This is a genomic window from Psychrobacillus sp. BL-248-WT-3, assembly GCF_012843435.1.
GTDB lineage: Bacteria > Bacillota > Bacilli > Bacillales_A > Planococcaceae > Psychrobacillus.
In genome coordinates, this window is sequence record NZ_JABAFC010000015.1 from 63,450 (window position 1) to 74,385 (window position 10,936).

The window sequence follows — 10,936 nt, forward strand, 5'->3', positions numbered from 1 at the left end:
TTTTCTTTCTTTCCGTTATAATAAGTGTTATTACTTAAAATAAGTGAAACTTGTTTAGATTAGAAAGGGAGTAAAAAATAGTGTTTGGATTTGGATCAAGAGATGTAGGAATAGACTTAGGAACAGCGAATACGCTTGTTTTCATCAAAGGGAAGGGCATCGTTTTAAGAGAGCCTTCCGTAGTAGCAAAAAACGTACAAAACGGTGACATTGTTGCAGTAGGTAACGATGCAAAAAATATGATTGGTCGTACTCCCGGTTCTATTGTGGCGATTCGCCCAATGAAGGATGGGGTTATCGCTGATTTTGATACTACCTCAGCCATGATAGAATACTATTTGAAAAATGCGATGAAGTCATCAGGAATGTCTTGGAGCAAGCCCAATGTCATGATTTGCGTACCTTTTGGTATTACTTCAGTAGAACAACGTGCTGTAATTGATGCTGCAAAGCAAGCAGGAGCTCGTGAAGCATTGACTATCGAAGAGCCATTTGCAGCTGCAATCGGAGCTAATCTTCCAGTTTGGGAACCTACAGGAAGTATGGTCGTTGATATAGGTGGAGGAACTACAGAAGTTGCTGTTATTTCTCTTGGTGGAGTAGTAACGAGTGAATCCGTTCGTGTTGGCGGGGATGCAATGGACCAAGCGATTACAAGCTATGTTCGTAAGACGTACAATCTAACAATTGGTGAACGTACTGCAGAGGCAATCAAGATGGAAATTGGATCTGCACGTGTTATGGAAGCAGAAGAGTCTATGGATATTCGTGGTCGTGACCTTGTGACGGGGTTACCAAAAACAATTGAAATATCATCAAAAGAGATCGCAAATGCATTGCGCGAATCTATTGCGTCTATCATTGATGGAGTGAAGAAAACATTAGAACAGACTCCTCCAGAGCTTTCAGCAGATGTAATGGAGCGCGGCATTATGCTTACAGGTGGTGGAGCTTTACTTCGTAACCTGGACAAAGTGATTAGTGATCAAACGAATATGCCAGTATTTATCGCTGAAAACCCATTAGATTGTGTTGCAATCGGAACTGGTAAAGCGTTAGATCATATGGGATTATTGAAACGTCAACAAACAAAAGGTTAAGGGGAAGTGAGATATGCCACAGTTTTTTTCAAATAAGCGATTAATCTTGCTACTTGTAGGGATGATTTTTCTTGTGGCACTTATCAGCTTTACATTGCGCGATCGAAATCATGCATCATTGCCAGAACAATTAGTAAAAGATGTAGTCGGTTTTGGACAAACGTTGTTTTCCAAACCGACTCAGTATGTAACGGGTGTTTTTAACAATATAGATTCTTTACTTAATACATATGATGAGAACAAAAGATTGAAAGCAAGATTAGAAGATTATGCCTCCTTACAAGCAGAAGTAAATGATTTAAAGCTCGAAAAAAAAGAATTACAAGAAATAGTTGATAAAAAAGAAGACCTTCGTGATTTCAACCCTATCCAAGCAACGGTTATTGCTCGTAATCCCGATCAATGGGAAGAGAAAATAATCATTAATCGGGGAGAGATTCATGGAGTAGAAGCTAATATGGCCGTAATGACTGCCAAAGGTCTAATTGGTAAGGTTATATTAACTACTCCATATACCTCTACGGTTGAGCTTTTATCTACACAAAACCCGAATTATCGTGTATCAGCTGTCATTGCAAGCGAAGAGGGAGAAGTGTTCGGATTAATAGAAGGCTTTGACGAAGAACGAAAAGAATTAGTTCTGAAGAGAATTGATTCGGAGTTTGAGGTGAAAAAAGGACAGAAAGTTACTACCTCAGGCTTGGGTGGAATATTCCCAAAAGGAATTTTAGTTGGTGAGGTAACTGAGGTTACCACTGATGATTATGGTTTGACTAAACTCGCTTACATTAAACCAGAGGCAAGCTTCTCTATATTGGACCATGTAATCATCGCAAATCGTTCTATGAACGGAGTAGATGGTTCTGATGGTGCTAATACGGAGGCTGACTTGGCTGCCGAGAAAGAGGCAGGGGATGGCTCATGATGCGATATCTAGTAGTGCTCATTTCGGTTCTATTATTTTATATGGAACCGATTTTTGGTCTTTTCTCGCCAATCGAGCTAAATAATGAACTTTATACACTAGTACCAAGGTTTTTAATTATATATTTGATTTTTGTTTCTATTTATTATGATAAAAAAAGGGCAATGTTATATGGATTGTTGTTTGGGCTCTTGTACGATGTCTTTTTCATTGATATTATTGGATTATATTCTTTTATTTACCCATTAATGTGCTTGGTAGCAAGTTTTATAGTAAAATTTATACACCAACACTTGCTGGTAGCTACTATCTTGTCGCTAGTTTTAGTGGCAGTAGTAGAGACATTGCTATTCTTTTTCTATACAGCAATTGGTATTAAAATCATGACATTTAGTAGTTTTTATGAACATAATCTTTTACCAACAATGTTGGCGAACCTCATCTTTATATTGATGTTCGGATGGTTATTTAAATATATTCTTCTATACCGTTTTAATCAAAAAGCATTACTTCTTCAAAAATAATATTTTTTGGTTTCACAGTAGATCTGAGGTGACTTGATTGACGAAAAAGCAGTTAATATCGATTAAAGGAACGAAAGAGGGCCTTGTATTACGTTTAGACGATCAGTGTTCATACACAGAACTTTTAGAAGAATTAACGAAAAAGGTTTCTGATGAAGGTTTTGAAGGCCAGGCAGAAGTACTCTTACAACTTGGATATCGATATTGTAATGACGAACAGGCAAAAGAAATTATAAATTGTGTACAACAGACGGCACATCTCCGTGTTTCTAAAATACAGAGTGAAGTAATGACCGTTGAAGATTGTAATAGAAGATTATTAGAAAATCAGTCAGAGACATATGTTGGGATTGTAAGGTCTGGACAAGTCATCAAAGCAGTGGGCGACCTCGTGGTCATTGGAGATGTCAATCCGAATGGACGAGTAGTAGCTGGAGGAAATGTGTTTGTTCTTGGAAGGTTAAAGGGCATCGCACATGCTGGTTCAAATGGCAATAAAAATGCAGTCATCGCAGCTTCCTGGCTAGAGGCAACCCATCTAATAATTGATAATGTTATAGAAACGATGACGGATGAGTTAAGTGTCTTATCGGAGCAACCCGAAATGGAATGTGCTTATTTACATACTAATGGCTCTATCGCAATTGACCGTTTACAGGAGCTTAGATTAATAAGACCAAATTTATCGACATTTAAAGGAGGAAGCTAATGTGGGAGAAGCAATCGTAATAACTTCAGGTAAGGGAGGAGTCGGTAAAACGACGACCACTGCTAACCTTGGTACTGCATTGGCTTTGCAAGGTAAGAAAGTTTGTTTAATGGATACAGACATAGGTCTTAGAAACTTAGACGTTGTTCTAGGACTAGAAAATAGAATTATTTATGATTTAGTAGATGTTGTGGAAGGTCGCTGTAAGATTCACCAAGCATTAGTAAAGGATAAACGTTTTGAGGATAAACTTTACCTTTTGCCAGCAGCACAAACAACGGATAAAAATGCAGTCAATCCTGAACAGATGAGAGAACTGGTTACAGAGCTTAAACGAGATTATGACTATGTATTAATAGATTGCCCTGCTGGTATTGAACAAGGATATAAGAATGCAATTGCAGGTGCTGATAAAGCTATTGTTGTCACGACACCTGAAATTTCAGCTGTGCGTGATGCAGACCGTATAATCGGCTTGTTAGAGCAAGAGGAAGCTATCGATCCTCCAAAGTTAATTATCAATCGAATCCGCCAGCATCTTATGCAAAGTGGAGACGCTTTAGATATTAATGAAATCACAACACATTTATCCATCGATTTATTAGGGATCATAGCGGATGATGAGAATGTTATTACATCTTCCAATAAGGGTGAGCCTGTAGTAATGGACCCATCTAACCGTGCTGCACTTGGTTATCGAAACATTGCAAGACGCATTCTAGGAGAATCCGTACCACTTATGTCAATGGATACCCCTAAAAAAGGCGTTATATCTAAATTAAAATCTATTTTTGCTAAATAAGAAAATAAGAGACATTAGAAGAAGGCACTTTCTGTTCTATTTTGAACAGAAAGTGCCTTCTTTGTTTGTGTATTTCTAACAACTTCAATTTTCGCTTAAGACTCATGTATCATTGTTTTTTATCTCTTTATTATCCTGCTAGCCTTTAATTAACTCATCCTTTTGCTTAAAGGCGAATCACTACTCTATGTGTTTTTACTGAATTTAAACTTACCAAGTCGACTTTACTGATTTTACTTTTCGAGCCTTTCTTATTGATTGAAGTGGAAGGCGGCGACTCCAGCCGGAATAGCATGAGCTGAAGACCCCGCAGGAGCACAGCGACGAGGAGGCTGAGGCCATGCCGGCGGAAAGCGCCCGTCTGGAACGCAAATCAAAGCCTACTCGCTATTAATGCTTTTAAAAGTATATAAAATAGATAAATTCATAAATAGAAGCAAGCTTGCCTTATCAAAAACCTCCCTAGTTCTTGAGTGAAGTGGAAGACGGCGACTCAAGCCGGAAAAGCATGAGGTGAAGACCCCGCAGGAGCACAGCGACGAGGAGGCTGAGGCCATGCGGCGGAAAGCGCCCGTCTGGAACGTAAATCAGAGTCTACTCGCTATTAGTTTCATAAATAACTTTTATCTCTTAAACAAAAACGGTTAAATTAATAAGCAATTCCATTTTTCTATCATGAAATGGGACAGATAGTCATATATTTTTTTAGGGGGAATGTTATGCTATCGAAAAGAAAATGGGTTCTTGCATTTCTATTAGTATTTACTTTTATCGCGATGGACAAATTAGAAGAAAATGATGCACTGTCTACTAACTATGCTTCCAAACTTTTAGCTCCTCAAAAGCCTACAGAAATGTATCAAAAAGTAAGAGATTGGATTACCCCAAACGAGGAAGTAGTCACAGTGAGTGGACCGCTTTTAGAAAATCCAGTACTGGAGTATAGCACTATTCAACCATATAGTGAGGGGGCAGTTCTGTCGCTCTCTGCTTCACAGGAAATTGGAGCTTCTGAAAATGGTCTGATTATATTTACTGGCTACAAAAAGAAAACTGGCAAGACTATATCTATTTTGTACGACAATGGAGAAACAGTTACTTATGGATTTGTGGAGGATTTCTTCCAGCTACCCTATACTTCTGTAAGCGCTGGAGAAATATTTGCATCAGTAAAGCGAGATATACTGTATGTGCAAGTAGAGAAGGATGGGGAAGTATTAGATACGACGGAAATCGTTGACTGGCTAGCTTTAAACTATGAAGAATAGGCTTTTCCGTATACATCCGATTATGATCCCCTTTCTTCTTTTTTTCTATTTATCTGGAGAGATTGCAGTTTATGCTATCGTTTTCGGCTCTCTCATCTTACATGAATTAGGTCATTTAGGAGCTGCAAAGCTAGTTGGTGGGAAAATATATTCATGTACGATTCTCCCGTATGGAGGAGAAATTAAAATCGAACAATTTTCTAAATGGGAAAAGAGAGAGCAACTTGTTGTTATTTTTGGAGGACCCTTTGTTACTTTGTTACTTCTTTTATTAAGTCTAATTTTGCATTTTCCACAGGTGGAGCTACTTACCTATACGCAGCTAGTAATTCTAGGATTAAATTTACTTCCTATTTATCCACTTGATGGCGGACGCGTTATCTATTCAATATTTCCGAACTTTTATATCGAGTTAGTCAGTTTTTCTCTATGGATCAGTATGCTAATCTTTTATACCAGTCTGTACTACTTTCCTAAAGGTTTATTTGTATCGCTAATCTTTTTGTTTATTGCTATACAAAATTATTCTTCTTGGAGATTTAGAAAGTACAAGCTAGCATTTGATCGAATGACGAAAAACGCTTGACTCGATTTTTTATATGTGTTAACATTTTAATGTTATTGTTTGTAGCAGCACCCGTTGCTACAACCGCTCTGAAAAGGTTCAAGCATTCGAGTAATCGAATCACCTTTTGTAAGGCGAGTCTTAGTCTAAGAGGAGGTGCAGGTAAATGTACGCAATTATTGAAACTGGTGGTAAACAAATCAAAGTTGAACAAGGGCAAGAAATCTATATTGAAAAATTAGATGTAAACGCTGATGAAGTTGTAACTTTTGATAAAGTTTTATTCGTAGGTGGGAATGATGTTAAAGTTGGTGCTCCATTCGTGGAAGGTGCTAAAGTTACAGCGAAAGTTGTAAAAAACGGCAAAGCTAAAAAAATCATCGTTTTCAAATACAAAGCTAAAAAGAACTATCGTAAAAAACAAGGTCACCGTCAACCATATACTAAATTAGTAGTAGAATCTATTAGCTTATAATATGATTAAAGTGACTGTTACACGAGATCAATCAGGTCTTATTCATTCCTTTGAAATGAAAGGACATGCTGATTTTGCTGAACATGGGAAGGATTTAGTTTGTGCAGGAGCTTCTGCTGTATCATTTGGTGCAGTGAATGCCATTATCTCACTTACAAAAATTACTCCTATTATTAAGCAAAATGGTGACGGAGGGTATTTATATGTTGAAGTACCTAGCATTGAAAGCTCTGAAAAAGCTGCAAGCATGCAGTTAATATTGGAGGCAATGATTGTATCTTTACAAACGATTGAGCAAGATTACGCTAAGTATATAAAAATAACCTTCAAAAAGTAGGAGGTGGAACATATGTTAAGATTAGATCTTCAGTTTTTCGCATCGAAAAAAGGAGTAGGTTCGACTAAAAATGGTCGTGACTCTCAATCGAAACGTCTAGGCGCTAAACGTGCTGATGGACAATTCGTATCAGGCGGATCAATTTTATTCCGTCAACGCGGTACAAAAATTCACCCAGGTGAAAACGTTGGCCGTGGTGGAGATGACACACTTTTCGCGAAAGTTGACGGTGTAGTGCGCTTTGAGCGTTTCGGCCGCGACAAGAAAAAAGTAAGTGTATATCCTGTAGCTCAAGAAGCTTAATTTACAAAATAAGAGGACTGCATTTATGCAGTCCTTTTTTATTTTCTAAAAAGCTTTGTTAAAGTTATTGGTTGATTTGGACTAAAATCTTTTTTATAGTGACTGCAAACATTACAAAAGTTGACTTTTAAGAACATAAGTAGATTATGATGTGGATGTAGAAAGTTTTGTGCTTTGTTTATCCGAGTAATTTTATAATAGCGCTTTACCGATGAATTTAATGATTGGAGCGACAGACGGCGACTCCAGCGGGATGAGTGAGACAGATCAGACATCACAACCACGCGCGCTAGCGATGGGTGATGGCTTATCGCTCACCCCGCGGAAAGCGTCCGGCTGGTGCGGAAATCAATTCTACTTTCTGATTTAAAGATTTATTTGCATTATAAATCAACCTACTTTAACATAACCTTCTTAAATAACAAAAAAGTAATCATACTCCTGCACAAAATAATTCTATACCTGTTATACTAGAAGGATAGTAAACGTTGGAGCGTGTATACTAATATGAATCCTAAAAATATATCAATTAACGAAGTACTTCGTCATTCCATGCATGATTTTTTAAATCAGATGCATTTAATTCAAATGAATTTGGATATCGGTAGACCCGAAGAGGCTAAACAATTAATTCATAGGTATTCAAAGAAGTGCGCCCAATTCTTCGATTTAAACAATTTAGGATTGTTAAAGACGAATGAATGGCTGCAAACGTTTCCTATAACGTATGGTCAGATGACTTTAGAAATTCAAACATCTGTGTCCAAACGTGGATTAGAAATGTTCGATTATGAATTAGAAAATATTCTCGATTGCTTTGTGCAAACAATTTATCCTAAGCTGCAAGGCTATCAAGAACAGATTCTAAAGGTTCATATCCATTCAAATGAATTACTTGAAGTTATAATTGAAGTAAATGGAGATTGGTCTCCATTCTCTTGGATAGAATATTCGAATCATGAATTATTTACTATGGAAAGACTGAACAACACAGTAGGATACCTGCAATTTAAGTTAGTTGCAAAGGAAAGATTGGAGTGAAATAAATGTTTGTCGATCACGTAAAGGTGTATGTAAAAGGTGGAGATGGCGGAGATGGTATGGTTGGTTTCCGTCGTGAGAAGTATGTTCCTATGGGAGGTCCCGCTGGGGGCGATGGAGGAAATGGAGGTAACGTAGTCTTTGAAGTAGATGAAGGATTACGTACTTTGATGGATTTCCGATATAAGCGACAGTTTAAAGCTAACCGAGGAGTACACGGTGGTAGTAAGAATATGCACGGTGCAAACGCGGATGATTTAATTGTTAAAGTACCAGAAGGAACTGTAGTGATGAATGAGGAAACTGGACAAGTTATCGCTGACCTAGTGGAGCATGGACAAAGAGCTGTTATTGCTAAAGGTGGACGAGGCGGACGTGGAAATTCACGTTTTGCAACACCAGCGAATCCAGCACCTGAGTTATCCGAAAAAGGAGAACCAGGAAACGAGTTAAATGTTGTTTTAGAATTAAAAGTGTTAGCTGATGTAGGACTAGTAGGCTTCCCAAGTGTTGGTAAATCTACATTACTCTCTGTAGTATCAGCGGCTAAGCCTAAAATAGCATCGTATCATTTTACAACCATTGTACCTAACTTAGGGCTAGTAGAAACGGAAGATCACCGCAGCTTTGTAATGGCTGATTTACCTGGACTTATCGAAGGTGCTCATCAAGGTGTAGGCCTTGGACATCAATTCCTGCGTCATATTGAACGTACTCGTGTAATTGTACATGTTATTGATATGTCTGGCATGGAAGGTCGCGAGCCTTACGAGGATTATGTAACGATTAATGAGGAATTAAGACAATATAATTTACGATTGACTGAACGTCCTCAGATTATAGTAGCAAACAAAATGGATATGCCTGAAGCAGAGGAAAACCTAAAAGCATTTAAAGAAAAAGTGGGAGCAGATGCAAAAATATTCCCTATTTCTGCAGTGTCTCGTCAAGGTTTACAGGAATTACTCTTTGCTATAGCTGATATCTTAGAAGATGCTCCTGAGTATCCATTAGAGCATATGCAGGAAGAAGAAACAGAAACATCTGTCATGTACAAGCATGAAGCTTCTAAGGATGACTTTGTTATTTCTAGAGATGACGATGGTGCATTTGTACTTTCTGGTGGTACTGTAGAAAGATTATTTAAAATGACAGACTTCAGTCGAGAAGATTCTATCCGCAGATTCTCTAGACAATTACGTGGAATGGGTATCGATGATGCTCTTCGTACACGTGGTGCAAAAGATGGAGATACTGTACGACTGTTACAATTCGAGTTTGAATTTATCGAATAGGGAGATGGAAACCGCATGAAGGATGTTACAAGCCAACGATTTTTTCTAGTGAGAGAAGATGTGTTGACAGAAGCAATGCAAAAAACTTTAGAAGCTAAGCATCTCCTTCAATCGAGGAAAGTTTCCTCGATTTGGGATGCTGTGAAAGAAGTCGATTTATCGCGTAGTGCTTTTTACAAATATCGTGATGCGGTTTTTCCGTTCCATTCTATTGTACAAGAAAGAATCTTAACTGTTTTTTTACAGTTAGAGGACCGAGAAGGAACGCTTGCACGATTATTATCCCTAGTGGCTGATTATGCTTGCAATGTCTTAACAATTCACCAAACAATCCCGATACAGGGACGAGCTAGCGTGACATTGTCATTGGATGTAACAGCCATGGCAAAGGAATTAGACGAGTTTATAAACGAAATGAAGCGACTAGACTTTGTAGAATCAGCAGAAATAATTAGTTCTGGTGCTTTTTAAGGAGTGTTTGTGTATGATTAATCACCAAGTTGCTTTTCTTGGACCTGAGGCATCTTTTACCCACTTAGCAACACAGGCATTATTTCCAGAGGCACCATTGTTACCTATCCGTACGATTCCAGAGTGTATTGAGATGGTAAGCAACGGTCAAGTTGAAATAGCAGTAGTGCCATTAGAAAATGCGCTAGAAGGGACAGTTCCTTTAACAATAGATTATTTGTTTCACGAAGCTAACGTCTATGTGATTGCAGAAATTCTATCGCCGATAGCACAGCATTTAATGGTTCATCCAAATAATGAAAAAAGATGGGAAGAAATCTCTAATATTTATTCCCATCCTCATGCTTTGGCCCAGTGTCATAAATATTTGTATTACCGATTTGGTAAGGTGCCACTTGAGCAAGCATCCTCAACTGCAGCTGCAGCCAAATATGTATCGGAGCACAGTGATCAATGTATTGCTGCAATTGCTAATACTTCAGCTGCTGAAGAATATGGGCTGAAAATCGTGGAACAAAATATTCATGATTTCCATTTTAACCATACTCGTTTCTTTGTCCTTTCAAAGACGAAAACAAGTATTGAAGAAATAGGTCATAATGGACAAATTAAAACGACGGTTATGATTACATTGCCAAAAGATGACCGATCTGGTGCTTTACATCAAGTTCTTTCCGTATTCGCTTGGCGTCAGCTGAACTTAAGTAAAATTGAATCTCGTCCGTTGAAGACGGGGCTAGGACAGTACTTTTTTATTATCGATGTGCTTGAAAATGAAAAAGCACCTATGATGAAAGGTGCGATGGAAGAGCTAATAGCTTTAGGGTGTGAAGTAAAATCACTCGGCTCCTACTATACATATGAAACAAAAGCGGAAGCATCCACTAACTGAGATGCTTCCGCTTTTTTATTGTTTAGGAAATGTCTAGCTCCATCGCCTTGCCCCTCGGGGTCAAATGGATAAAAGCTGCGGTGGCTGAGGAGCTGCCTCCTCGCATTTCCCCATTTGCCTGTCGGGGCAGAGATAGGCGTTTGCGCTTTTCTTCATGTCTAGCTCCATCGCCTTGCCCCTCGGGGTCAAATGGATAAAAGCTGCGGTGGCTGAGGAGCTGCCTCCTCGC

General features: G+C 38.4%; 14 protein-coding genes and 1 other annotated feature. All 14 genes read left to right on the forward strand.

Annotation, left to right across the window (positions count from 1 at the left end; genetic code table 11):
- Window positions 1-80: 80 nt before the first annotated feature.
- Window positions 81-1,100, forward strand: coding sequence for a rod shape-determining protein (locus tag HF876_RS09845; protein WP_169359895.1), 1,020 nt, complete (start codon window positions 81-83; stop codon window positions 1,098-1,100).
- Window positions 1,101-1,113: 13 nt separating this feature from the next.
- Window positions 1,114-2,025 carry a rod shape-determining protein MreC gene (gene mreC / locus HF876_RS09850; protein ID WP_169359896.1) on the forward strand — a complete coding sequence of 304 codons (912 nt, stop codon included), beginning with the start codon at window positions 1,114-1,116 and terminating at the stop codon, window positions 2,023-2,025.
- Window positions 2,022-2,549 (forward strand): rod shape-determining protein MreD, encoded by a 528-nt coding sequence (gene mreD, locus HF876_RS09855; RefSeq protein WP_169359897.1) that lies wholly within the window; start codon window positions 2,022-2,024, stop codon window positions 2,547-2,549. The genes mreC and mreD overlap by 4 nt, the downstream gene beginning before the upstream one ends.
- Before the next feature lie 37 nt (window positions 2,550-2,586).
- Window positions 2,587-3,258: a septum site-determining protein MinC gene (minC, locus tag HF876_RS09860; RefSeq protein ID WP_169359898.1), complete on the forward strand. Its 672-nt coding sequence runs from the start codon at window positions 2,587-2,589 to the stop codon at window positions 3,256-3,258.
- Between the two features lies 1 nt (window position 3,259).
- Window positions 3,260-4,060, forward strand: a complete 801-nt coding sequence (minD, locus tag HF876_RS09865; protein WP_169359899.1) for a septum site-determining protein MinD — start codon at window positions 3,260-3,262, stop codon at window positions 4,058-4,060.
- 719 nt (window positions 4,061-4,779) lie between these two features.
- Window positions 4,780-5,328: a hypothetical protein gene (locus HF876_RS09870; RefSeq protein WP_169359900.1), complete on the forward strand. Its 549-nt coding sequence runs from the start codon at window positions 4,780-4,782 to the stop codon at window positions 5,326-5,328.
- Complete coding sequence (locus HF876_RS09875; RefSeq protein ID WP_169359901.1) at window positions 5,318-5,914, forward strand: site-2 protease family protein; 597 nt, start codon at window positions 5,318-5,320, stop codon at window positions 5,912-5,914. The genes HF876_RS09870 and HF876_RS09875 overlap by 11 nt, the downstream gene beginning before the upstream one ends.
- 51 nt (window positions 5,915-5,965) lie before the next feature.
- Window positions 5,966-6,045 (forward strand) — a sequence feature (ribosomal protein L21 leader region).
- A gap of 14 nt (window positions 6,046-6,059) precedes the next feature.
- Window positions 6,060-6,368 (forward strand): 50S ribosomal protein L21, encoded by a 309-nt coding sequence (rplU, locus tag HF876_RS09880; RefSeq protein ID WP_142538629.1) that lies wholly within the window; start codon window positions 6,060-6,062, stop codon window positions 6,366-6,368.
- Between the two features lies 1 nt (window position 6,369).
- Window positions 6,370-6,705, forward strand: a complete 336-nt coding sequence (locus HF876_RS09885) for a ribosomal-processing cysteine protease Prp (protein ID WP_169359902.1) — start codon at window positions 6,370-6,372, stop codon at window positions 6,703-6,705.
- A 12-nt stretch (window positions 6,706-6,717) separates the two neighbouring features.
- On the forward strand, window positions 6,718-7,008 hold the full coding sequence (gene rpmA, locus HF876_RS09890) for a 50S ribosomal protein L27 (RefSeq protein ID WP_144535725.1): 291 nt from the start codon (window positions 6,718-6,720) through the stop codon (window positions 7,006-7,008).
- 507 nt (window positions 7,009-7,515) lie between these two features.
- Window positions 7,516-8,049: a Spo0B domain-containing protein gene (locus HF876_RS09895; RefSeq protein ID WP_169359903.1), complete on the forward strand. Its 534-nt coding sequence runs from the start codon at window positions 7,516-7,518 to the stop codon at window positions 8,047-8,049.
- 5 nt (window positions 8,050-8,054) lie between these two features.
- Window positions 8,055-9,344 carry a GTPase ObgE gene (gene obgE, locus HF876_RS09900; protein WP_169359904.1) on the forward strand — a complete coding sequence of 430 codons (1,290 nt, stop codon included), beginning with the start codon at window positions 8,055-8,057 and terminating at the stop codon, window positions 9,342-9,344.
- Between the two features lie 15 nt (window positions 9,345-9,359).
- Window positions 9,360-9,815: an ACT domain-containing protein gene (locus HF876_RS09905; protein WP_169359905.1), complete on the forward strand. Its 456-nt coding sequence runs from the start codon at window positions 9,360-9,362 to the stop codon at window positions 9,813-9,815.
- A 13-nt stretch (window positions 9,816-9,828) separates the two neighbouring features.
- Window positions 9,829-10,707: a prephenate dehydratase gene (gene pheA, locus HF876_RS09910; protein WP_169359906.1), complete on the forward strand. Its 879-nt coding sequence runs from the start codon at window positions 9,829-9,831 to the stop codon at window positions 10,705-10,707.
- Window positions 10,708-10,936: the final 229 nt, after the last annotated feature.

Excerpts from the sequence above, each read along its gene's own strand:
- HF876_RS09870 (WP_169359900.1), top strand. The coding sequence starts at position 4,780 with ATGCTATCGAAAAGAAAATGGGTTCTTGCATTTCTATTAGTATTTACT.
- HF876_RS09875 (WP_169359901.1), top strand. The coding sequence starts at position 5,318 with ATGAAGAATAGGCTTTTCCGTATACATCCGATTATGATCCCCTTTCTT.
- rplU (WP_142538629.1), top strand. The coding sequence starts at position 6,060 with ATGTACGCAATTATTGAAACTGGTGGTAAACAAATCAAAGTTGAACAA.
- mreC (WP_169359896.1), top strand. The coding sequence starts at position 1,114 with ATGCCACAGTTTTTTTCAAATAAGCGATTAATCTTGCTACTTGTAGGG.
- pheA (WP_169359906.1), top strand. The coding sequence starts at position 9,829 with ATGATTAATCACCAAGTTGCTTTTCTTGGACCTGAGGCATCTTTTACC.
- obgE (WP_169359904.1), top strand. The coding sequence starts at position 8,055 with ATGTTTGTCGATCACGTAAAGGTGTATGTAAAAGGTGGAGATGGCGGA.
- HF876_RS09905 (WP_169359905.1), top strand. The coding sequence starts at position 9,360 with ATGAAGGATGTTACAAGCCAACGATTTTTTCTAGTGAGAGAAGATGTG.
- mreD (WP_169359897.1), top strand. The coding sequence starts at position 2,022 with ATGATGCGATATCTAGTAGTGCTCATTTCGGTTCTATTATTTTATATG.
- HF876_RS09895 (WP_169359903.1), top strand. The coding sequence starts at position 7,516 with ATGAATCCTAAAAATATATCAATTAACGAAGTACTTCGTCATTCCATG.
- rpmA (WP_144535725.1), top strand. The coding sequence starts at position 6,718 with ATGTTAAGATTAGATCTTCAGTTTTTCGCATCGAAAAAAGGAGTAGGT.
- HF876_RS09885 (WP_169359902.1), top strand. The coding sequence starts at position 6,370 with ATGATTAAAGTGACTGTTACACGAGATCAATCAGGTCTTATTCATTCC.